The organism is Thermococcus aegaeus (genome assembly GCF_055393685.1).
In genome coordinates this window covers 1277100-1300290 of record NZ_AP042464.1, presented here as the reverse complement: position 1 = coordinate 1300290, position 23191 = coordinate 1277100, and the positions used below count along the sequence as shown (strand labels likewise).

General features: G+C 41.6%; 22 protein-coding genes and 1 pseudogene. 3 read left to right on the top strand and 20 right to left on the bottom strand.

Features of this window, described 5'->3' with window-relative positions; all coding sequences use genetic code 11:
• Positions 1-5: 5 nt before the first annotated feature.
• Genes ACZ5NL_RS07045 through ACZ5NL_RS07035 form a run of 3 tightly spaced genes read right to left on the bottom strand, consistent with a single transcriptional unit; the run spans position 6 to position 3443 of the window.
• On the bottom strand, positions 6-875 hold the full coding sequence (locus tag ACZ5NL_RS07045) for a carbohydrate ABC transporter permease (protein ID WP_464841582.1): 870 nt from the start codon (positions 873-875) through the stop codon (positions 6-8).
• On the bottom strand, positions 872-1813 hold the full coding sequence (locus tag ACZ5NL_RS07040; protein WP_464841581.1) for a carbohydrate ABC transporter permease: 942 nt from the start codon (positions 1811-1813) through the stop codon (positions 872-874). The genes ACZ5NL_RS07045 and ACZ5NL_RS07040 overlap by 4 nt, the downstream gene beginning before the upstream one ends.
• A gap of 10 nt (positions 1814-1823) precedes the next feature.
• The gene (locus ACZ5NL_RS07035; protein ID WP_464843379.1) at positions 1824-3443 is read right to left on the bottom strand and encodes an ABC transporter substrate-binding protein; all 1620 of its coding nucleotides are present in this window, start codon (positions 3441-3443) and stop codon (positions 1824-1826) included.
• A 252-nt stretch (positions 3444-3695) separates the two neighbouring features.
• Between ACZ5NL_RS07035 and ACZ5NL_RS07030 the strand changes: the two genes are divergently transcribed.
• Positions 3696-4847, top strand: coding sequence for an inositol-3-phosphate synthase (locus ACZ5NL_RS07030; protein WP_464841580.1), 1152 nt, complete (start codon positions 3696-3698; stop codon positions 4845-4847).
• On the opposite strand, the gene ACZ5NL_RS07025 is transcribed toward ACZ5NL_RS07030, so the two are convergent.
• The 13 genes and pseudogenes from ACZ5NL_RS07025 to ACZ5NL_RS06965 all read right to left on the bottom strand — a co-directional run bounded on the left by ACZ5NL_RS07025 (position 4844) and on the right by ACZ5NL_RS06965 (position 18048).
• Entirely contained in the window at positions 4844-6070 is a 1227-nt protein-coding gene (locus tag ACZ5NL_RS07025; protein WP_464841578.1) for an alanyl-tRNA editing protein, read from the bottom strand. The genes ACZ5NL_RS07030 and ACZ5NL_RS07025 overlap by 4 nt on opposite strands.
• Positions 6071-6114: 44 nt before the next feature.
• Positions 6115-6759 carry a V-type ATP synthase subunit D gene (locus tag ACZ5NL_RS07020; protein WP_464841577.1) on the bottom strand — a complete coding sequence of 215 codons (645 nt, stop codon included), beginning with the start codon at positions 6757-6759 and terminating at the stop codon, positions 6115-6117.
• 25 nt (positions 6760-6784) lie between these two features.
• Positions 6785-8173 (bottom strand): ATP synthase subunit B, encoded by a 1389-nt coding sequence (locus ACZ5NL_RS07015; protein WP_464841575.1) that lies wholly within the window; start codon positions 8171-8173, stop codon positions 6785-6787.
• A 5-nt stretch (positions 8174-8178) separates the two neighbouring features.
• A complete protein-coding gene (locus ACZ5NL_RS07010; RefSeq protein WP_464841574.1) occupies positions 8179-9936 on the bottom strand; it encodes an ATP synthase subunit A in 1758 nt (585 codons plus the stop codon).
• Between the two features lie 5 nt (positions 9937-9941).
• Positions 9942-10250, bottom strand: coding sequence for a V-type ATP synthase subunit F (locus ACZ5NL_RS07005; protein WP_464841572.1), 309 nt, complete (start codon positions 10248-10250; stop codon positions 9942-9944).
• Positions 10247-11356 (bottom strand): V-type ATP synthase subunit C, encoded by a 1110-nt coding sequence (locus tag ACZ5NL_RS07000; RefSeq protein WP_464841570.1) that lies wholly within the window; start codon positions 11354-11356, stop codon positions 10247-10249. The genes ACZ5NL_RS07005 and ACZ5NL_RS07000 overlap by 4 nt, the downstream gene beginning before the upstream one ends.
• A gap of 5 nt (positions 11357-11361) precedes the next feature.
• Positions 11362-11974: pseudogene (locus ACZ5NL_RS06995) on the bottom strand (V-type ATP synthase subunit E).
• A 34-nt stretch (positions 11975-12008) separates the two neighbouring features.
• Complete coding sequence (locus ACZ5NL_RS06990) at positions 12009-12494, bottom strand: V-type ATP synthase subunit K (RefSeq protein WP_252742679.1); 486 nt, start codon at positions 12492-12494, stop codon at positions 12009-12011.
• A gap of 14 nt (positions 12495-12508) precedes the next feature.
• Positions 12509-14494, bottom strand: a complete 1986-nt coding sequence (locus ACZ5NL_RS06985) for a V-type ATP synthase subunit I (protein WP_464841568.1) — start codon at positions 14492-14494, stop codon at positions 12509-12511.
• A 3-nt stretch (positions 14495-14497) separates the two neighbouring features.
• Positions 14498-14809: a V-type ATP synthase subunit H gene (locus tag ACZ5NL_RS06980; RefSeq protein ID WP_464841566.1), complete on the bottom strand. Its 312-nt coding sequence runs from the start codon at positions 14807-14809 to the stop codon at positions 14498-14500.
• Positions 14810-14977: 168 nt separating this feature from the next.
• Positions 14978-15673, bottom strand: a complete 696-nt coding sequence (locus ACZ5NL_RS06975; RefSeq protein WP_464841564.1) for a potassium channel family protein — start codon at positions 15671-15673, stop codon at positions 14978-14980.
• A 6-nt stretch (positions 15674-15679) separates the two neighbouring features.
• On the bottom strand, positions 15680-17200 hold the full coding sequence (locus tag ACZ5NL_RS06970) for a preprotein translocase subunit SecD (protein ID WP_464841562.1): 1521 nt from the start codon (positions 17198-17200) through the stop codon (positions 15680-15682).
• The gene (locus ACZ5NL_RS06965) at positions 17197-18048 is read right to left on the bottom strand and encodes a protein translocase subunit SecF (RefSeq protein ID WP_464841560.1); all 852 of its coding nucleotides are present in this window, start codon (positions 18046-18048) and stop codon (positions 17197-17199) included. Before ACZ5NL_RS06965 ends, ACZ5NL_RS06970 begins: the two co-directional genes overlap by 4 nt.
• Positions 18049-18187: 139 nt before the next feature.
• On the opposite strand from ACZ5NL_RS06965, the gene speD reads away from it, so the two are divergent.
• On the top strand, positions 18188-18604 hold the full coding sequence (gene speD / locus ACZ5NL_RS06960; protein ID WP_464843378.1) for an adenosylmethionine decarboxylase: 417 nt from the start codon (positions 18188-18190) through the stop codon (positions 18602-18604).
• Here the strand turns inward: speD and ACZ5NL_RS06955 are convergent, their stop codons facing one another.
• The 4 genes from ACZ5NL_RS06955 to ACZ5NL_RS06940 all read right to left on the bottom strand — a co-directional run bounded on the left by ACZ5NL_RS06955 (position 18605) and on the right by ACZ5NL_RS06940 (position 21444).
• Positions 18605-19555, bottom strand: coding sequence for a transcriptional regulator (locus ACZ5NL_RS06955; RefSeq protein WP_464841559.1), 951 nt, complete (start codon positions 19553-19555; stop codon positions 18605-18607).
• A gap of 13 nt (positions 19556-19568) precedes the next feature.
• Entirely contained in the window at positions 19569-20312 is a 744-nt protein-coding gene (locus tag ACZ5NL_RS06950) for a KaiC domain-containing protein (RefSeq protein WP_004066651.1), read from the bottom strand.
• Between the two features lie 126 nt (positions 20313-20438).
• The gene (locus ACZ5NL_RS06945) at positions 20439-20939 is read right to left on the bottom strand and encodes an NIP7 pre-PUA domain-containing protein (protein WP_464841558.1); all 501 of its coding nucleotides are present in this window, start codon (positions 20937-20939) and stop codon (positions 20439-20441) included.
• Positions 20929-21444, bottom strand: coding sequence for a YkgJ family cysteine cluster protein (locus ACZ5NL_RS06940; protein WP_464841556.1), 516 nt, complete (start codon positions 21442-21444; stop codon positions 20929-20931). The genes ACZ5NL_RS06945 and ACZ5NL_RS06940 overlap by 11 nt, the downstream gene beginning before the upstream one ends.
• Before the next feature lie 66 nt (positions 21445-21510).
• Between ACZ5NL_RS06940 and ACZ5NL_RS06935 the strand changes: the two genes are divergently transcribed.
• The gene (locus ACZ5NL_RS06935; RefSeq protein ID WP_464841555.1) at positions 21511-23175 is read left to right on the top strand and encodes a M1 family aminopeptidase; all 1665 of its coding nucleotides are present in this window, start codon (positions 21511-21513) and stop codon (positions 23173-23175) included.
• Positions 23176-23191 lie beyond the last annotated feature (16 nt).

Genomic DNA, 23191 nt, shown 5'->3' with positions numbered 1-23191 from the left:
TCCTCTCACCCCTTTATTCCTCCTGAATAGCCTTGGAGAAGCAACTGCTGGGCTGTGAGGAAAAACATGATGGTAGGTAAGAGATACAAAGTCCCAGCAGCAGCTATCAATGGCATGTGTGAGTACTCAGCTTCAATATTTGCTTCTATAAACGTTGCAAGTGTCTGATCAATCAGAAAGGTTCTAACGTAGATCAAATCCTGCCAGCCTGCTAAAAATCCAAACAATGCAACTGCAAGTATTCCGGGCTTTATTAGTGGCAACATTATCTGTCGCCATACTCTTATCCTTGAAGCACCGTCTATTATTCCCGACCATTCAAACTCCCATGGAATTGTATCGAAGAATCCCTTCATAAGCCAAACAGACATTGGTATCTCAAGGGCTGCCCTAGCAAGAATTACATAAAAGAAAGAGTAGAGCCTCACAAAGGAGGGCTCTTGAGGAAAGGTCAGCCTATACAGCAAATAAACACCCACAATTAAAGCAACTCCCGGGAAAGCATGGAGCATGAGAAGGAGAAGCATCATTAATTTTCTTCCCCTAAATTTCATTCTCGAAAGAGAGTACCCGGCAAGTGTGCTGATTAAGGTAACTATGCCTGAAACCCCAAGAGCAACTACAAGGGTATTCAGAGTTATTTTTAGGATATTCTGCCTTATCCCTCCAGTTATTGCCAATCTTCCTTGAAAAACGTTTATCCAGTTCTCAATTGTAGGTCTAAAAGAGCTAAGGCTCAAATTAGTAACCATATCCTTGCTAAAGCTTGAAATAACCAAAAGTGCAAATCCCAGTATTAGTGGAAGACTTGCAAAGAGTATTGTAATGATTATTATCCACTCGCCCCTCTTTGGCCTTGTTTCAACATCTCTCATTCTATATCCCCCCTAGGTTCATGAATCATTTTCTCAAACTGGAGCACTTTTAAGGTAACAAATCCCCCGATAATACCGATTATAGAGAGCAACACTGCTGCTGCAGCTGCCAAACCTTGGTCTTGCTCCCCTCTTCCAAATGCAGTATTGTAAACATAGAGGGCAAGTGTTGTGCCGTAGTCTCTGCTTACCAGATCCCACTGAACAAGAAGGAATAAGTGAGGATAGGTCGTCAATAAGCTCAAGAACTGCCAAGTTAATACGTACAGAAAGTGCCATCTCATCATTGGAACCAAGATTTTTCTGGAAATCTGCCATGCCGAGGCACCATCAACCCTCGCCGCTATAACAAGCTCCTTTGGTATCTGATTTAAAGCAGACGTGAAGACTATCATACCAAAGCTAACTCCCACAAGGCCATTAACAAAGATAATTATACTCCAAGCTCCCCAAGGAACTATTTGGCCCCATGGAATGGGTTGAGAAACCACACCAAGCTTCATAAGGATAGAATTCAAAGTGCCGATGTTACTCCCATGAAAGAAGTAGTACCATACCAAACTGTAAACAGCTATGGGAGACATTCTTGGCAACAACCACAGAAGCCTAATAGTTGAAGCCGAGCTCTCATTTATGAAAAATGTCCCTAAAGCTAGGAGAAGACCGCCAAAAACGTTTATAATAAGGGTTATACCCACAAAAACAACGGTAGTTAAGAGAATAGTTCTCACCAGCGGGTCATGCTGGAACATATGAAAGAGCCTCTGATAATTGTAAAAACCTACAACCTCGGTCAAATACCTCTCAATATTCCAGTTCCTCATTTTGGTAAAGCTTATGTAAACTGTGAATATTAGGGGGATCAGATAAAATAAACCAACCATTATAATCATGGGAGAAAGAAAAAAGGAAATGTTTCGAAGCTTTTCTCCTTTCATAGTCTCCACCTCATGGGAATTTCCAGTCCTTTGGAATTTCTCCTATTACTTCAACGTTCTGGGCTAATTCTGGATCTGCATTGATTTTTTGGATAATGTAGTTAACACCTTCTTCTGGCGTCATTTCACCTCTTAATACCTTATCCACTGCTTCTTTGAAGATATCAGCCAATGCTGGATACTTTGGATGTGCTGGGGCTAGTTTTGTGTACTCTAACATATAGCTCACATCGGCAAGGAACTTGGCGTTTATTGGGTGCACTGTGGTGGCAACAATGTCCTTTATATTATCTTTGACTTGAGGATCGAGATCGAGGTTGAGACTCTTCAGGTCGTTAAGCCACTTCTCATCACTAATCAACTTTGCGGCTTCTTTCCTCACTGGCAGATGAGCACTTATCACACTGTGAATCGCGTTTATGTCGGGATCACTTGCCTTTATTATCATTAAGAATGCTAATTTGTGATAGAGATCCTTGAGCTCATCGTACTTTGGATTTTGCTGACCGGCCTTGGAATTTATCATCCAAACAAATGGCTGGCTGAGTGTTACAGGCTTTAGACCCTTCTCTCCGGCCGGGAATAAGGTGTAAGCAAACCAAGCCTGAACTTCTTCAGGTTTCAATGGTCTCGGAGTGCCTTCTTTTCCATAATATTCCTTGGTCTGCCATTCTGTCCAATACCATGTACCACCTATGTCGAACAGAGTTCTTCCTTCAACTATTGCAGGATGAATCTGCTTTGCCCAGTCCCAGCTCATTATGTCCTTGGGGAGCAATCCATCTTGGGCAAACTTCCACTCTACATAAAGCCACTTGTAAACTGCTGGAACATCTAACACAAGCTTCCCAGAGTCTTCATTGTACAGTTTGCCGCCAAAGGCAAAGATAAACTGAATTAAGTCTGGATGTGCGGATCCTTTTCTGTGTATCAAGCCCCACTCTACTCCGCTTTCCTTTGCTTTTTTAGCCCAATAGTAAACATCGCTCCATGTGAATTCTCCGTTCTTAACTTTTTCTTCAATTCCCTCCAAGTTAAAGCCTATTTTTGCTGCAACGTCTTTCCTTATGTATAGAGGCCTAGCTTCTGTGTCCTGAGGTAGACCGTACAGCTTCCCATTGAATTTTGACGCCTCAATGAGTGAGGGATAGAAGTCCTCTATCACACTTTTGTATGCATTTGCGTATTCGGTTATATCAAGAATGTAGCCTTCGTCTGCAAGAGTCGGTAGAAATGCATAAGAATTCACAAAGAAATCTCCAGCTTGTCCTAGAGGTTGTTTGCTGAGATATTCTTGGTAGGCATCTTGGAAAGAAGCAACATAGTGTGTATCCGTTATCGTTATCTTTACGTTAACCCCATTTTCTTCCCAAACTTTGTTTATCCTTCTCGCCGCTTCTACAATCCCATAAACTCTCATCACGCTGTTGGGATCTCCAGATCCCCATGCAGAGAATTTTACTTCATTTACTCCATTGCTTTCGAGTGCCTTGCCTATTGCCAAGACATCCTTCACAAAATCTCCTGTTAGCTCAACGCTTGTAGTTCTGGTTTCTGAGGTCTTCTGTGAACCAATGCACCCACTGGCGATCACTCCAAAAAGTACCACCATTGCCAGCAATATTCCCATTTTTCCCTTCACAGCCACCACCTCGAAAAAACTCTCTGGGATTCAAGATGCCAAAAGTGGCATAAGCTTATTATAATTGGAGGTATGGTAGCAAGGCTACCGGTGATATTTTGGGACTCAGATTTTATAAACTTTATGTAACTTTAGTCGAGGCCTAGCATATACACCACCGAAAGTGTTATATATGGCCATAAAAGATTACAAACCAAAAAATATTTAATATTTATAAAATAACAACAATGGGGTGAAAACATGGTTCGTGTTGTAATATTAGGCCAGGGATACGTGGGGAGCATCTTCGCTCTTGGAGTTGAAAGAATAAAAACAGGAGAACTTGGCTACTACGGAATTCCCCTTCAGAACGAGCTCCCAATAAAAGTCGAAGACATAGAAATCGTCGGAAGCTATGATGTTGACAAGAATAAAATAGGGAAGTCCTTGTATGAAGTGGTAAAGAACTACTGGAATGGCAAAATCCCAGAAGCCCTCAAGAACATAACTGTAAGAAAAGGAATTCACCTTAGGAGCTTAAGAAACCTCCCCATAAAGGCTGAGGGGCTCGAAGACAGAATGACTCTTAAAGAAGCTGTTGAAAAACTTGTCGAAGAATGGAAAACTCTCGATGTGGATGTTATAGTCAACGTTTGTACCACGGAGGCTTTTGTTCCATTTGGAAACAAAGAAGAACTAATAAAAGCTGTTGAAAACGACGAGAGGGAAAGATTGACTGCAACTCAGGTCTACGCTTATGCTGCTTCCCTATATGCAAAGGAAAAGGGAGGAGCAGCTTTTGTGAACGCTATTCCCACTCTAATAGCAAACGATCCTGCATTTGTAGAGCTTGCTAAAGAAAGCAACTTAGTCATTTTTGGCGATGATGGAGCCACAGGAGCAACACCCCTAACAGCTGACATCCTAGCTCACCTAGCTCAGAGGAACAGATACGTTAGAGACATAGCTCAGTTTAACATCGGTGGCAACACAGATTTTCTGGCTCTGACAGACAAAGAGAGGAATAAAAGCAAGGAATTCACTAAATCAAGTGTTGTTAAAGATCTCCTTGGTTATGAAGCTCCCCATTATATCAAACCCACAGGATTCCTTGAACCATTAGGGGACAAAAAGTTCATTGCCATGCACATCGAGTACGTCAGCTTCAATGGCGCGGTAGATGAGCTCGTGATAACTGGGAGAATCAACGATAGCCCAGCTTTGGCTGGATTGTTAGCAGATTTAGTAAGATTGGGCAAAATGGCAGTAGAGAAGAAGGAATTTGGAACCGTCTATGAGGTCAACGCCTTCTATATGAAAAACCCAGGACCAAGGGAGAAGGGCAATATCCCCAGGATAATAGCTCACGAAAAGATGAGGATATGGGCAGGATTAAAGCCCAAGTGGCTTTAGCCTTTTAGCTTTTCTTTTAACACTCTCTCTGCAACTTCAAGAACTTCTTCGGGGGTTTTCTTAAAGCCTCCCCCTCTTGCTAAAATTTCACTCCCTCCTCCACCGCCACCAACTAATTTAATAACTTCTTGAAGAACTTCGTTCATTGAAACTCCTGTTACATCCTTATTTTTTGCTAAGATTAAGTAGTTTTGTCCAACTATCATGGCAACTACATTTGGGTTTTTATCAACCAAGTAAACGACGAATGCCTGGGCGTCTTTCATATCTACGTTCTCAACATGGGAGACAAGTTTTATCCCATTTATCTCCTCTGCTCTGGAGAGTAGCGCTTTGCTTTTCCATTCCCAGAGTTCTCTCCTAAGTGCAGTTTTCTCTTCCTCGAGCATTTTTATGTTCTCTTTAAGCTCTTCCACCCTATTAACCAGAGGTCTGTTTTTGTTGGACATCATGTTGAGACTATTCCAGTAATCTTCTAGAAGCTTGTCTGTGTGTATTAATGCCCTGTATCCGCATGCAAATTCCACACGCCAGATGGTTTTGGTTTTTCTATAAAAGTTGAGAACTTTTATGAATCCAACCTCACTGGTGTTCTTGACATGCGTTCCTCCACATGGTATTACATCAATATCCCCAATTTTTACAATCCTTATTCTGCCTTTTACATCCTTTGGAATGTCTTTTCTAAGGATTCCCCGTATGTCGTCTGGAAGCTGGTCATATTCTTTAACCTCCACAGGAAGGTTTGCCCAAACAATTTCATTTGCCTCCAATTCGGCAGCCAAAACGTGCTCCCACGTAAGTTCTTCATCAAAGTTGATTTCTATTTTATTATACTCAGGAAAAATCTGAAAACCTGCAGTGTCACTGTTGTACATCCTTTTTAGAACTGCAGATAAAATGTGCTGACCGGTATGTTGCCTCATATTTTCATATCTCCATTCCCAATCCAGTTCAAGAAAGACTTCTTCACCCACTCTTGGAATTTTGCCTTTTAACCTTCCCTCGTGCCATATCTCGTCTTTTCCCTCAACCTTTTCGACTTCAATTCGGAATTCCTCCCCTTTTATAACCCCTCTATCGCTGGGCTGTCCTCCCCCTTCTGGGTAGAAAATTGTTCTGTCCAGCTTCACCCTAATAGTTTTCCCATTAAGCTCGACAGCTTCTATCCTTGCAGAAGCCTCTCTTAGGTAGGGGTCAAGATAGAACAACTTGAGCGTCATATTTCTCACCAGAGAAGAATCTCAATAAAAAGATAAAAAGGTAACTAACCCTGAGCTTTAGCTTCAAGAAGAGCCTTAACTCTCTTTAACCTGAAGAAGTTCTCCCTCTCCATTTCATCAAGGTGCTGACTGATGTATTTTACAGTTTCTCTCATTCTCGGGATAATAATGTATTCCAGAGCGTTAACTCTCCTCTTTGTTTTTTCTATCTCTCTAGCAAGTCTCTTCAATGTTTCCTCAACTTCAGCCAGCCTTATGGCCAGCTCAAGTACTTCTTCAAATTTCTCGGAGGCAATATCGACCTTGGAGGAGCTTGAAACAAAAGCATAACCTCTCTCACTGGGATCTCTCTTAAATCCCTCTGCTTCAATTAAAGGTACAGGCACCCCCATAATGTTTCTTTTTTTAATATCTATCTCCTTATTTGGCCTTACACTAAGAGCTATCTCGCTAAGCCTTACAATTCCAGCATCTATCTCGGCTAATCTAAGCTGTTCAAATGCTTCTGCTATTTTCTGATTGAGCTCTCTTCTCAGTGCTAGAGCCTCATCGTATATTGTGAAGAACTCCATGATAAGAGCATCTTGCTTCTCTTTGAGAATCTTATGTCCTTTTTCAGCCAGTTTTATTCTCCTCTTTAGTCTTAAAAGCTCCATTCGGGTTGGCTTGACCTTCAGTATCTTCGTCATTTAGCTCACCTCAAAATAAAAGAAGTCAGGAGGAGTGCCTGTATTTTGGATGATATTTCTCTATGTACTTCCTCTCTACTCTCTTGAGCTCTGATTCTGGCAGTATTGATAAGAGATCCCATCCGAGATCTAGAGTCTCAAATATCCCTCTGTCTTCGTCATATCCCTGAGCAACGAACTCCCTCTCAAATCTGTCCGCAAATTCAAGGTATTTTCTATCGGTTTCACTTAGAGCTTCTTCACCTACAACTGCCACAAGATCCCTTAGGCTTCTACCTTCTGCATAGGCTGCATAAAGCTGCTGGCTTAACTGGGAGTGATCTTCTCTTGTTCTTCCTCTTCCTATACCATCCTTCATTAATCTGCTAAGGCTTGGGAGAACGTCAATTGGTGGATAAATGCCCTTTCTATGGAGGTCTCTGCTCAAAACTATCTGTCCCTCGGTGATATACCCTGTAAGATCCGGGATTGGGTGAGTAATGTCATCATCAGGCATTGTGAGTATTGGCATTTGAGTTATACTTCCTTTTCTTCCCCTAACCCTACCAGCTCTCTCATAAATAGTTGCCAAGTCAGTGTACATGTATCCGGGGTATCCTCTTCTTCCGGGAACTTCTTCTCTTGCCGCTGAAATCTCACGCAAAGCCTCTGCATAGTTAGTCATGTCAGTCAAAATAACTAAGACTTGCATATCATAATCAAATGCCAAGTATTCAGCGACTGTAAGGGCCATTCTCGGGGTGATGATACGCTCAATTGCTGGATCGTCTGCAAGGTTTAAGAACAGCACAGCCCTCTCAATTGCCCCTGTTTCTTCAAAGCTCTCTTTGAAGAAGTTTGCTTCCTCATAGGTGATACCCATTGCAGCAAACACCACAGCGAACTGCTCCTCTTCTCCTAAAACTTTTGCCTGTCTTGCAATTTGTGCCGCGAGCATGTTGTGGGGTAAACCACTACCGCTAAATATTGGGAGCTTTTGACCCCTAACAAGGGTGTTCATTCCATCTATTGCCGATATACCGGTTTGAATGAAATCTCTTGGATATGCCCTTGCCACAGGGTTCAAAGGAGCTCCATGAACGTCTCTCCTATCCTCAGGAATTATCTCGGGTCCACTGTCTATTGGCTCGCCGATACCATTGAATATTCTTCCAAGCATATCCATGGAAACCGGAACTTTAAGCGTTTCTCCCGTAAACCTAACCCTTGTAGTCTTCACGTCTAGATCTCTAGTCCCTTCGAAAACCTGAACAATAGCCAAGTCTTCTCTCGCCTCTAACACCTGCCCCTTTCTTTTTTCTCCACCCTCGACTTCTATTTCCACAACTTCACCGTAGGCTACTCCCTTAACGCCTTGAACTATCATCAAAGGACCGTAAATCTTGCTTATTGTGGAATACTCCATTCCAGGCATTTTTATCACTCCCCGTATTTCTTAAAGAGTTCTTCAAACTGCTCTTCTGTCTTCTTTATTAGTGAAGCTATTTCCTCAACGTTTGGATTGTACTTCATTCTTCCTATTTCTTCTCTAACAGGAAGCTTTGCAATCTCTTCAACCGGAACTCCTGCATCTATTGCCCTCATGGTATAGTGATAGAAGTTCAATATAACCCTCATCATTGTTATTTGCTTCTTTGGAGGACAGTAAGTGTCAACCTCGTGAAAAGCGTCCTGCTGGAGGTAATCCTCTCTAATCATTCTTGCCACAAGAAGAATGGCTCTTTCTCTCTCTGGCAAGGCATCTGGGCCGACGATTCTAACTATCTCTTCAAGTTCGGACTCCTTCTGCAAAAGTGCCATTGCCTCATCTCTCATTGCTTTCCATTCCGGATCAACATTCTTGTGCCACCAGTCTTTTATAGAGTCCACATAGAGGGAATAGCTGGTAAGCCAGTTAATTGCTGGGAAGTGCCTCCTTCTTGCCAGATCTGCATCAAGTGCCCAGAAGACCTTAACGACTCTTAAAGTGTTCTGTACAACTGGATCGCTCAAGTCACCGCCAGGAGGCGATACCGCTCCTATAACACTAACGCTGCCTATTCTCTCATCGCTTCCTAAAGTTTTTACTCTTCCGGCCCTTTCATAAAATTCAGCTATCTTTGAAGCAAGATATGCTGGGTAACCCTCTTCACCAGGCATTTCCTCAAGTCTTCCTGAGATTTCTCTCAAAGCTTCTGCCCATCTTGAAGTTGAGTCTGCCATGAGAGCCACGTTATAGCCCATATCTCTAAAGTATTCAGCAATTGTAATTCCCGTGTAAATTGAAGCTTCTCTAGCAGCAACGGGCATGTTTGAGGTATTTGCTATAAGAACAGTTCTCTCCATTAATGGCTTACCCGTTCTCGGATCTTTGAGCTTAGGGAACTCTTCAAGAACATCTGTCATCTCATTTCCTCTTTCTCCACATCCAATATAAACAACAACCTCAGCGTCACTCCATTTGGCCAATTGGTGCTGTGTTACGGTTTTCCCACTCCCGAATGGTCCTGGGATTGCTGCTGTACCTCCCTTGGCCTGTGGGAAGAAAGTATCGATTGTTCTCTGGCCAGTGATTAGCGGAACCTCTGGAGGAAGCTTTTCTTTATATGGCCTTTTCACACGAACTGGCCATCTTTGGTACATCTTAAGTTCCTTTATCTCTCCATCGGGGGTCTTAACTTTTGCAATAACCTCTTCTATTGTGTATTCTCCCTCTTCAGCGACCTCCACTATTTCGCCTTCAATCCCAGGGGGTACCATTATTTTATGCTCTATGATGCTCGTTTCAGGAACTACACCAATGATGTCCCCACCTACCACCTTATCTCCAACCTTCACCTTTGGCGTGAAGTGCCACTTCTTGTCCCTCGGCAATGCTGGAGCGGTAAGTCCTCTTCCAATGAAGTCCCCACTCTTCTCTCTCAAGATTTCTAGAGGCCTTTGTATTCCATCGTAGATTGAAGTCAACAACCCTGGGCCAAGCTCAACGCTCAAAGATGCTCCTGTTCCAACAACGGGTTCGCCAGGTCTAACACCTGCAGTTTCTTCATAAACTTGGATAACAGCTTTATCTCCTTCCAACCTAATTATCTCTCCAATAAGTCCAAGTTCTCCAACTCTAACGACCTCATACATTCTTGAGCCTCTCATATCATCAGCTACAACCAACGGGCCAGTAACTCTAACTATCCTTCCCATGTTTTTCACCTCTTTATCTCTACACCTATGGCTTTTCTAACGATTTCCCTCAACTGTTCCTCACCATAGAGTGATCCATACTTATCAGGAATTTGAAGGATTATCGGGAAAGTAACACTAGGAATTTCAATTTTTTGAGCTAACCGTTCTGTTATCAGGATTATACCAACATCTTCCCTTTCTATGAGTTCCTTTAGCTTATTTCTTGCTCTTTCCAGCTCGTTCATATTTTCTCCAAATGAGTACGCTTCGTGAACCCCTGCAAGCCTAAAACCAAGTGTGGTGTCTTTATCCCCGAGAACCACTATTTTCATGGCAGCTCACCTACTGCTTTCTTTATGATCTCTGCCCTCACACCATCCTCTATTAGCTTTGCTACTGCCTTGAGTTTTCGTATTTCGCTTTCTTTTTGAAGGATATAGCTCAAAGGTACTGCAATACTCAATGGATAAAATCTCGTCAGCTCCGCCATTCTCTGAAGTATGTACTTGTCAAATGCCCTCTCAAATGCCGAAATGTCCTCCAATATCTCTTCTCTGTACTCCCTTATTATTCTCGAGTACTCTGTGGAGTCTAACTCCGCTAAGACCATCTCAACGTCTTCCATGTTTGCAAGAGCCTCAAGAGTCTTCTTCTTGACCTTACCCCCCGGTATCAGAGAGTTTCTAAGTTTATCTGCCCCTATTCCATGGGCTTTTCCTCTAAGTATTGTGCTTAGGTTTATCTTATCGATTTTTAAGCTTACAAACTCCTGCAGAATTGTCTTTTCCTCATCTTTTCTTGAGGCGGCATACTTAGAGAGCTTCAGATAGTGGTTTTTGTAGAGTTCTGTTTCAAACTCCTCCGGTGTTATCTCCTTTAATAGAAGCTTTTGATAGGGTTCTTCATATTCTGTCCCCTCTAATATAACGAGTATTTCTTCGAAGCTCTTTGCCTCAGCAATGGCCTTCACTTTTTCAACCATCATACCAATTTCGTTTATGTAATCCCTGGCCACCTCTCCCTTTAGCTTTGCTTTAACAGAAGAAGAGATGTTTCTAACGTCCCATTCTTCAAGGAGAAGTTTAAAGAATTCTCTGGTTCTCTTGGGAAGAATCTTAAGGAGAAGCTCGTATACATCTGCTAAAGCCTTATCAAAAGCTCTATCTATGCTTTCGGAGTTTAAAGCTGGGAGAGAAGTTAAGTATGGCTTGTAATCAGTATCCTCTAGATTCATAATAAAGTTACTCAGAGTCTTTGATTCTGCCAATTCATTGAACTTTTGCTCTGTGAAAAGCCTTGCCTCCATAGCCCGGATTCTAGCGTTCGGGTATGAGTACGGGGTGTACTTCCACAAAATTTGTCCGGTTTTGTAAGCTACCCACGTAAATATGACCGCCAAACTTGTGTCGAGAATTGCTGTTATGGTGCTTACTTCCACGTTCCTCACCTAAACAAGGTTTTTGCTATTATGGAGCGGAGATCACTTTGGAACCTTTCTATTCTTGCTTCAAATGTGTTGTCTATCCTTATGCTTCTGTCGGAATTGTATATTACTACTCCTCCCATGGTCTCTATCGGTGTTCCTATTTCTATTTCAACGTCCTTTCCGAGCGTCTCTTTTGCATCCTTTTTGATCTCTTCCAAGTGTTTCTTCAAGAGGGATATAGTTTCTTTATTTGAAGCCACTACTACTTTTTCCTCTCCTAATTCTTTGATTCCCTGAATAATCAACTCTTTGAGGACTTCAAGATACTCCTCCTCTGGTATTGAAGTTAGCCTTTCCTTTAATGCCCCTAAAACCTCATTAATTAGCTCCTCCTGAAGTGCAAGCTTCTTCCTTCTGACCTCAAGCTTTGCATTGGCAATTATTCTTTGTTTCTCAAGTTCTGCCTGTGTTTGGGCTTTTCTGATTATCCATTCGGCTTTTGCTTTTGCTCTTTTTTCAGCCTCCTTTCTAAGTTCCTCTGCTTTTTTTTTCTGCCTCTTCTAGGATGTACTTTATTTTCAGCTCTGCTTCTCTGTTGATCTCTTCGATAATTAGCTTTGCTCCTTCCATTGAGGATTCCTCCTAGTAATAATAGGGAGAAGGCTCAGAAGCCAACTCCCGTAATTATGAGGATCAGAGCCCCAACGAGACCAAAGATTGCCATTGTCTCAGCCATAGCGGCAAATATAATCGCTTGAGTGAATGTCTTTGGATTCTTTGAAACTGCTCCAATTCCAGCTGAAGCTATTATACCCTGAGGAATTGCTGAGAGACCAGTTAGTCCAACGGTTAAACCTGCTCCCAGAAGGATAGCTGCCTTAATGAGGTTTTCTGTAGTAGTTTCGGCAAACTTAAATCCTCCTCCAAGTATCCCCGATACGAGAGCAATTAGGAACAGGGTTATCAACCCATAAATACTCTGAGTCATTGGGAGACCTTGCAACACCAGGGCATTTCTAAAGTTCTTCTCATCTTCTGCAACTGCTCCTGCTGCCGCAGCTCCAGCAATTCCAACACCAAATGAAGAGGCTGCTCCAGCTATACCTGCCGCAAGTGCGGCACCCAATGCAACGTAAACTATTGGCTCCATTTTCTTTACACCTCCTAAACCTCTAATTCAAGTTCAGACACTTCCCTTTTAGCTTTAAAGGGTTCAAACCTCTTACCCTCACCTGAGTAAAACGTTCCAAAAAATTCAACATAATGTAAACGTAAAGCGTGAACAAACGCTCCGAGGGCATTTATTGCCGTTGAAAATATGTGCCCTCCTACAAATACCACCAGACCAATTGCTATGCCTAAGGGCACTGGACCTATTTTAATACCCCAGATCATTGCCACGATTATGTTTACTACCATTGCTATTCCTGCTGTTGCCAATGCTAATGCCATTAACCTAGCGTAGCTCAGCCAGTTACCGATAAATCCAAAGAAGTCAGAGATCGTCATAAGCAGTCTCATCAGTATTGGCAAATCACTTCTAATCTCAGAGATTACAAAGAGGACAATACCTGGCAGTAAAAAGACTTGCCCTAGTACAATACTTGTAAACCCTGCCATTGAGAGTGCAAGAAAGATCACTCCCAAAATTATGAGCATCCACGGAAGTTGCTCTAATACTGCATTGACCGTTTCTTTGTTCTTTACTTTAACTATGAATCCCAGGGTGTAGCCAATAAAGAGATGAAGCAATCCAATTGCCAATGCTAAACCCAAAACAACTAGTGCTCCTCTCATCGGATCTAAAAGTGCTGGCACATTGATCCCTGCTCTCTGAAAAGCATCCCCAAAGTAACTGCCAAAGAGGATTCCCATTACAATAGTGAAAAATGCACTCCAAAGGAGAACATTTGAGAACTTGTAGACACCATCATTAAGCTTTTTGTGTCCCATTGTAAGCAGTGCGGCCACTACTGCTATTATAAGCCCATACATAAAGTCTGTCAACATGAAACCAAAGAAAAACGAATATGTGAACGCCAATATGGGAGTGGGATCCAGCTCGTTGTACTTTGGAACACCAAACATTTCGGTCAGCATTTCAAAAGGTTCAATGAATTTAGGATTCTTCAGCTTTACAGGTATTTCATCGAGTTCCTCGGGTGTTGGCGGCCTTACATTCACATAAATTTTACCGCGAGATATCTTGTTTAATCCCTCTAGAATTTTGGGAACGTCTTTTCTCGGTAGCCATCCAGTAAGGGCAAAAGTCATGTTTGTTCTTACTAAATTGCTCAGCATGTTTGCTTTTTCTCTTTCATTCTCCATGAGTTCTTGATAGAAAACCAACTCGTCGTGATACTTTTCAGCGAGAACTCTTGCTTCTTTTTCTGCCATTTCCAGTTCCTTATTGAGCCTTGTTATCTCTTTTTGAAGATCTTTTATAGCATCTTTTGGCTTTCCTACCACTTCAGGAACCTCAATTCTCTCAAAGGAATATTTCGCAAGAATGGGATTGGCTTTATCGTAGTCCCTCTTCAACAGGGCAATCACAACAAGAACTTTTCCCTTCAGATCTCTTGAAACATACGCTAATCTATCACTGAGAGCTTTTTTTAGTTCTTCAATAAGAGGTAAAAACTTGTCTTTTTCAACAAAACCTACAACTATTTCAACGCTTTTTGTAGGTTTGAGGTATTCAACTTCAATGTCCAATGCTGAAAGTAGTTCTAGGATTTCTATTTCCGTTTTTAATCTTTCTATTTCAGTATTCAAAGAAGTTATCTTGCTCTCAACGCTTTTTATTTCTGGCTCAGCATTTTCAAGAAAGCTTTCGATTTCCTTTATTAGGTTCTCAATTCCCCTGTATTTGTATTTTTTCTTTGGTTTTAATTCCGGAAAAATGAATCCTTTAATGCCACCTTTCTCCTGTTCCTTGTAGGATTTCAAGAAATCTATAAGACGGGAAAGACTAATACTGTAAGATGCAGCCTTTCTATAGAACTCATTTGGAGCATCTTTCTGGGCAATACTTACGTCAACTTCTCGAATCTCTAGAACTCCCTGCTCGTGCAGATAAGTCAAGATAGAATCCTTATATCTGTTTAGGCTCAACACCTCTATTTTGGCCATCTCTTCTGGTTTAAACATCTCTCATCTACCTCTAATGAGCTTTATTGCCTCTTCAATTGCTTGTTCAAAGTTTTGTGTGGCCTTAATCCTTATCTCCTCAAGTTCCTTTTCACCCTCTTCAGAAATCTTTTTTGCTTCCTGCTCTCCTTCTGATCTTTTTGCTTCTATAAGAGAGTTCGCCTTTTCTTGGGCTTCTTTTAGTATTTCCTCCTCAATTTTTTTAGCTTCTTCTTTTGCACGGTTTATTATTATCTTCGCCTCTTCTTTTGCCTTTTCAATTCTTTCTTCAGCTTTTTTCTCGGCATTCACAATTTCTTTAATGATTGTCTCCATGAGAAGCCCTCCGATGAATTTAATGAAAGTAACCAGTACAAAGGAGTGTTAAGTGAATGCTTTAAATAATTTATGCTCAAAGGTGCACAAAGGAGGACAGAAAAGATGAAAATTTTTGCATAAATGATAAAACAATAAAAAAGATTCAAGAGTTAATTTGGATATAATTCAAGTCTGCTCTTCACTGCTTTTCTTCTGTTCAAAGATTTTTTTGATTTCGTTTAGGACAGAATTTTTAGCAAAAACAACCACTTCACCCTTTTTGGGTAGTTTCGTATCCCCTGAGGGAATTGTTAGATTCCCCTTTTCATCATATATTGCCACTATAAGAGAGTCTTTTGGTAAGTTGAGGTCTTTTACTGACTTTTCTGAAATTTCACTTTCATCATCCAGACGGAATTTAACGATTTCTGCCCCCTCCTTGGGGAACAAAACTCTGTCAAACCCCGGAGTTGTTAAACTCCTAAAGATGTAGTTTGCAGCGATCTCCTCTGGACTTATTACTACATCAAAGTATTTTTTTAAATCCTCAACTCTTTCGAAGACCTCCTTATTCTTGGGTTTACTTATTCTGAGAACTGTCTTTATCTCAGGATTTAGATGCTTTGCAAGAATGCATGCCAATATGTTTGCATCATCTCTTCCAGTTAATGCCGCAAAAGCATCCGCTTGCTTCACATTAGCCTCTTCTAGGGTCTTATGATCCGTAGCGTCCCCTTCAATCACAAGCCCATTAATAAGGAAGGAGAGCTCCTTGGCCCTCTCCTTATCTATGTCAATTATTGTAACGTCATGCCCCTCATTTTCCAGCATTTTAGCTACAAGATATCCAACCCTTCCAGCACCCATTATCACAATAAACATCTGCTCTCACCTCTCTTCACTGAGGAGCACTTTTGCTATTTCAGCATATGCTGGCCTTGTTATCAATATCCCAATGAGCACCCCCAGTATTGTGGTGAAAGCAAAGCCTCTCAAACCTCCTACGAAGAACTTGAAGAGAAAGCTCATTGCAACTATTGTGGTAGTTGCTGATGCCCAAATAACGAAGAATGCTCTTCCCATTCTCTTAAGTATTCCACTTCTCTTTGTGATTTTTTCTTTCTTCCTTCCACCCAAGAGCTCGTCTGTTATTACTATTTGCTGATCAACTCCAGTACCTATGGCCGCTATTATACCAGCTATACTTGGTAGGTCAAGATTCCACCTTATCAGTGCAGCAACTCCCAAAATTGCAATAACCTCACTTAAACTTGTAAGCACTACTGGAATAGCTATCTTCGCCTTTCTGTAGTGGAGATAAACTATTAACCCAACTACCAACAAAGCCACTATTCCAGCCTGTACTACTTGTTTTCTGAACTGCTCTCCCAATGTGGGAGGAATGTAGTTAACTCCCTCTACAAAAACTTTTACTGGAAGTGATCCACTTCTCAAAACCACCGAAACAACCTGAGCCTGTCTCATTGCTGCAATGTCCTCCTTAGAGCCTCCAATTGAAATCGCCAATTCAGTGTGAGGTTCACCAGTCGTAAGTCCTTCTTGAAGCCTATAGGGCCCATAAAGGCCTAATATTCTTCTAATAAATTCATCTATAGCCTCCCCAGCTCTTGGTTCTCTCTTTTCAACTTTTATTCCCAAGCTCCTCAAGGTTGATTCAAGCTCCCCATTAACCCCTACAAGGATAACCTTTTCTTTCCCTTGGGCAAGCTTGGCTATTTCCTCAACGCTTTGATTTTTGTAAGGGATTACATCGATGTTAAAGGCTTCCTTAAGCCTTTGTGGTAGAGGTTTAGCATCAGGTACAAACTGAAATTCATTTGAGTTCATGACTGCGTATATCTCCTGTGAAACTATCAAAGTGGAATTTACCGGTGGATCAAGAAAGATGTCCACGGGATAGCCAACTTTTCCCAGCGCCAATTGTGCAAACTTTTCTGCAGCCTCTTTAGAGATTGAAAATGGAACGATCCAAGCCCCTTCTCTAGGTTCATAACTTACCTGATCTACCCTCTTTATGTCAGCCCCAGTTGCAAATATAACACCATTGAATTCAGCATAGAAAACACCCTGACGGTTTATGGTGTCTATAATGCTGTTTGCTTCTTCTTCTGTTACGTTAGCAACTCTTATTTTTATTATTTGATCTCCCCATGGCTCCAATGTGATATCTTTAACTCCAAGAGTGTTTAATCTATTCTCAAGAGAAATCCTAACCTCTTCCATAGTTGACTGGTCAACAGGTTTCTCAAGCTGTACGGTTATCTCAACGCCTCCACTTATGTCCAAACCATAAGTTATCCCCTGAGCAATTATTGTTAAGATCGACCCCACAATAACGAGTATGAGCAAAAGAACCCTGCCGTTCAAGAGGAGCTTCTTTAGATTCATTTCTTCTCACCCCTTTGTATGTACCATCTTAGCACTCCAGCATTGAGTATCCATGTGTTCATGAAGTCAGCCAACAATCCAAAAATCAATACAGCGGCTATCATGTCGATAACTTCCGCTTGAGAGATTACCCATAGTGAAGCTAAAGCTCCCAACGTGGTGGTGCTCATAGTGAAGCCCGTAGAGACCGCTGAAAAATAAGCCTCCTCAACGGTGTCTTCCTTCCTCCTCAAAAGCTTGGTGGTAAGGAGTATGTTGCTGTCCACAGAATAACCTATGAGCATTAGAAGAGCAGCGATTGTGGCTTGGGTTAGTTCCAAACCAAAGATGCTCATTAAGGCAAGGGCTATCGTCATGTCTGAAAGAGCTGAAAATATCACAGTCAACGACGGAACTGGAACTCTAAAGAACAAAAACACAACAACAGCCATTCCTAGAAATGCCAGAGAAACTGCTTTCAAGCTTTGTTCTTGGGCCGTTCTTGATAAACTGGGCCCAAATTGAGTTTGTGAGATTGCTGCATCTGGATATTTTGATTTTATGAGTTCGATCATTCTCTGCACGTTTACATCGGTAGATGCTCTTACTTCCACTCTTGTGTCCCCAGTAATGCTCTTAATTTCCCTAACAGTCACTTCAAAGTTTTCCGCTTTTAACAGGTTCTCAACATCTTTTGCGTCTGCATTCCCTCCGTGGATAGTTATGACCACTCCTCCCTTAAGATCTGTTCCGAGTGTTGGAAAATGAACCACCAATATTAAAAGCGCTACAAGAAAAACAATTAATGGGTAAGTTATCATTTTTTTAGGATCTGCGGTTGCGAGCTTTTTGAGAGTATTTTCGAGCATTGTGTTCACCTCTACGGATTTTTAATGTACTGCATTGTCTTTTTAGATACTCCACCGTAGCATTTAAAAATCTATTCAATAGCCACTATAAAGAACAAGTTTTAAAACCTAAGGTGAATAACTGGATTAGGTGATGCTCATGGACACCATCGGATATCACTATGTGGTTGAAGCTTCAGGATGCGATCCAGAGGTTCTAAAAGATCCAAACAGAATAAGAGAGATTTTCTTAGAGGCCGCAAAAGCAGGAAACATGGAAGTTAAGGCGAGCTACTTTTTTAGGTTCTCACCCACCGGGGTTAGCGGAGTTGTTATTGTTGCCGAGAGCCATATTTCCGTTCATACATGGCCAGAAGAGGGATATGCAGCGCTAGATGTTTACACATGCGGCGAGAAAGCAGACCCCGAGAAGGCCGTTGATTACATCCTTGAGAAGTTCAAGGCTCAGTACGCTCACGTCTCAGAAGTCAAAAGAGGTATCAAAGAGGAAGAAGGCACATTCACCCACATGATTTTAACATGGGAAGAAAAACTTGATAGAAGAAATGAGAGATAATCACTCCAAAAGTTTTTCGAGTTCTATCTTTATTTTCTCTATCTTGTCTCTGATATTTTCAAACTTGATCTTGTATGTCTCAAGCTCTTCAATTCTCTGTTTGAGCTCATGATTCTCCATTAATAGGTCATCCACCTTCCTTTCGAGCTCTTCTTTTTCTTTTCTCCACTCATCGGCAAGGCCCTCAAACTCTTCAACTTTCTTTTCAAGCTCCATCTTTTCGCGTGTTATCTCATCAACCAATCTTTCTAGCCTTTTGATCTCCTCTTCTTTTGCCTTGAGCTTTTCTTCAAGCTCTTTGATTTTTGCTTCCTCGGTTTTCTTGCCCTGCAGCTCCATGATTTTTACTTTAGCCTCTGCAAGCTCCTTTTCCAGCTCTTTCTTTTCCTTTTTAACTTTTTCAAGCTCTGCCTTTGTATCCTCAAGTTCTTTCTTTAATTTTTCAATTTCTTCCCTTGCCTTCTCCAAGCTCTCAAGCTCCACTGTCTGCTTCATCTTCTCAAGCTCTTCCTTAACCTTCTCGTACTCAAGCTTAAGCCTCTCATACTCCTGCGTTAATCTTTCGTACTCCTCCTTAGCAATTACTTCCCTAAGGCCACCTTTCTCAATAATTTCAATAGTTTTGATTAGCTCATCGAGCTTTCCTTGTTTTATCAGCTCGTAGGTTTCTCTAACAAGTTGCCCTGCTTTGCTTTCTCCCTTGAGGTGTTTTCTTATCGTCTGCTCAGTTCTGCCGAGCTCTCTTGCAATTTCACTTGTTGTCATTCCTGCTTTTTCTCTCGCGATTGCTCCAGCTGCAACGGCTAAGCTGTCAACCCATGTTAGCCTCTCCGCTGGATCCTTTATGAGCTCAATAACCTCTGGTCTAAAGAGTGTCGCAAACAAGAGGATACTTTCTAATTGGTGAATCTCCTGCCTTCCAACGGGGTTAAGGGGGATCTCAACTGTCATCGTTCTCACCCCCTCAAATTTCTACAATACCGCCCCTCTTCAAAACTTTGTTCGCATAAACTGTTATTCCCTTGTCGGTTATCTCAAATGGGTGTCTTCTCATCGAATGGCTAGTTCCCCTCATTTTCCACACTATAAGAGAGCGTTTAAGCTCACCATCGATCTCATCAAGGTCAAGTCTTATGATACCGTCAACACCGTGCTCTACTCCGGGCCCTCCAAATCCCCTTTCCCCAACGCTGATCTGGCTCACAAATATACTTGTACATCCTGTTCCAGCTAGAACTCTCTTGAGCTGAAGGATTATGCTCCTAGCCATAGCGGGCTTGTTTATATAGAGCGTTGTAACGGAATCAACAACGACCCTTTTGGCGTTGATGTCTTTTATAGCTTGTCTTAACACATCGATAAACTCCCTAATATCGGTTAAATCATGAACTATATACTTCTCATACTCCTTAGACTTTCCGATTCCGGCTGTGAAGGCATCTACCATGGCAAACATTCCCTGCTCTTCATATGGCTTGACATCCCATCCAAACTGAGCCATGTTTTGCCTAACTTGAACTGGATGCTCTTCAAGAGCCACATAGATTCCGGGTTCACCCATTTGTAGCCCATTCCATAAGAACTGTTGGCTGAATATCGTCTTCCCTGTTCCAGGTCCTCCGCTGAGCAAAACTACGTTTCTCTCTGGAATTCCTCCATGAAGTATCTCATCCATCCCCGGAATACCAGTTTTTACTCTCTTAATCACTTTCTCACCCCCACAACTGGTATTTATCTGATTTGAGCGAGTTAGAGAGAATAGTGATTTTAGTTACCAATTGGAATTATATATCAAGGATATTTAAAGTTTACGGTGGGAACTATAAAATTAACACTACTTGTGCCGCCTTATGAAGTCTCCAATATCTGTAATGTTTTTAATGAACTTCTTTTCGCTCTTTGGGTTTATGATGCCCAATCCGAGAATCACGCCTTCTTCGTTCAGGATAACCAGCTTTTTGCTTCCCTGCCACTTGTACTCTTTGACCCCTTCTTTAGGCACATCTTTGCCAGTTGTAAAAAGAAAAGCAGTTTTTGGTTTTAATACAGCAAAGTTCTTTTTGATGTCAACAAAATAAAAGAACTCAATATTTGGGTAAAACTTCTCGACAAGATTTCTATCCACCTTTATTGTACCCACAAAGGATCCAAATGCATAGGGCTTTACCCTTAGGTTTTCTATTTCTCTCCAAACTTTCTCGTTTACCGCATAGACATCCCTAAATTTTCCTTCAACTATTCCGAAAAACTCGTGTTTTAGCTCCCCAAACTTTTCAGCTTCCTTCATTATCAAATCAAACTCCCAAGAAGAAGCCCTTCTGTATCTAAGTTCCATTGTTTTCACCGCTCAAAAGACTGTTTAAGCTATCCAAATCCGTTTTTTCAAACTCTTTTTGAAATCTAAGACCGGTTTCTGCTACTTTCTCCCTCGTTATAACCTCCTTCCCTTCGCCAATCCCCGGACAGCTCTCATCATAATAAAGCCATAGCTTCTCCCCCTTGTACTCAAAAGGCTCTTCACCTTCAATGCCAAGGGGCTTATGAGAAACCATAAACGGGTAGATCTGGCAAATCAGGGGGTTGTAGTCGTGGACTTTACATCTCCCAGTCTCTGGATCGTGAAAAATACAACCAAGATCCCACTCCCTATATGCCAAAACAAAGCGTATTTTTCCCTCCTCTGCAGTTAAAAGGATAAACTCCTGCGGATCATGATTGTGTTTCATAATATTAGCTATATCATGTATCGTTAGGTAAATGAACCTTCCCCTACAGCAGTCCAAGCAGAACTTGCACTCAAATTTCACATCGTTCTTCATAGGCTTTGGTTTGAATCGCACTTTTTAATCCCTCATAAAGACCTCTCCACGAAACTTTTAAATCTCTCGGAATAGAAAACAAAATGTATGAAGATCCGTTCTATTATTTGGATAATTCTAGCAGCTCTCATGGTTATGTGTATCAGCCCTTCTAAGGTAGAGCTCAAAGACGTCCAGTTCTCAGAAACCGTAAATGCCAAACGTCTTTTTGAAGTTAACTGGGGTAGCAATGCCGCCAACGAAAGTGTCTCGCTGTATATAACTTTTGACGGCTGGAATGCCACAATTAAGGGGGTTCAAGAGATTGATCTCTCCCTAACCTCTTCAGCTGTGATTCCTCTTCTCTTTGAGAACTCATCGATCTTGAAGGTCAACATTGAAAAAATTGAAGTTTACGGAGCAAAAGCAAGTGTAAGAGGGTTTTATGATGGGAGATACGGCCTTCTGCTGCTCAACGTGAGCCCTATCAAAAGCACCCAGAGAATTAAGCTTTTCTACACTTTCCATTATCAACCCCTCTTCGATATTAACATGAGAGATCCAATTGAGTGGCACCTGAAATCAACCAAGGACTACTTCTACCTCCCCCCTGAGGCTTACATGTTCCTATCCAAGCTTAAGGGGAGTTCTACGATTAAGATTTCCCATTATCCATCCAGTTACACTCTTGCAGGTCTTTTGAAACTTCCAAATGATAAATACAAACCGCTCCTCCCAGAGGAAAGCACGTCCCATACAGATGGTGGGAGGTTTTACATTCTTTTGGGAAAGTGGAACGTTTATGAGAAAACAACAAAAATAGACGGGAGAAGTGTAAAAATTACGGCGCTTACTGATGAGCCAGATCCAACAGATGAGCTCGCAAAAATCCTAAAACTTTATTCTTCCTACTTAATCCCATACCCATACGATGAGTTTGTCTACATCAAAATCAAAGGGCATAGAAGTGAAATTGAAGGATTTGGACTCTATGGAGGGGCAGTAGGAACACAATTTGAGAATGTTATTCCTCATGAGGTTGCCCACAACTGGTTTGGTGAGTATGCAGAGCTTGGACTTTTAGATGAGTCATTCGCAACATACACATCATCTCTCTACAATTCAACGCCTGAGCAGCTGGACTACTGGGAGGGGATATGTCTCAGCTCAAGGGATAGAACACCAATAGTTGAGATCAATGCTATAAGAAACCACCAAACCAATCTCTATCAAAGAGGCGGATTCATCCTTCGCTCACTTCAGTTTGTGGTTGGGAATGAAACATTCTTTCAAGGGCTTAGAGAGCTCCTTGAGATCTGCCACGTTAAAGATTGCAGCCAAATTGAAGAAACACTGAACCTGATAAGAGAAATTTACGAAAATAAGACCGGAGAAGATTTAGACTGGTTCTTCAGGGAGTGGTTCTATACAGCAGATTATCCAAATTTCACCGTCTCTAGCTTAAAAGTCTCTCAAAATGACGGCTACTACACTCTAAGGCTCAACATAACTGAGGAGAATGGTTTTGCAATGCCTCTCGAAGTGGAGGTTGTAACTCTAAGTGAGAGCATCACGGAGAGAATCTTTGTTAATGGCTCTGTTATCTTGAGGCTTGAGTTAAAAGAAAAGCCATTCAAAATAATTCTTGATCCAAATGATTGGATCGCCAATTTCAACGGCTCTCCCTGTAGGGTTAACTGGGAAAAGTTTACATTTGAGAAAATCAAGAAAGAAGAAAGAGAAACAGAAGGGGTCAAGATAGTTGTGAATTGAATTTTTTGCCAAAATT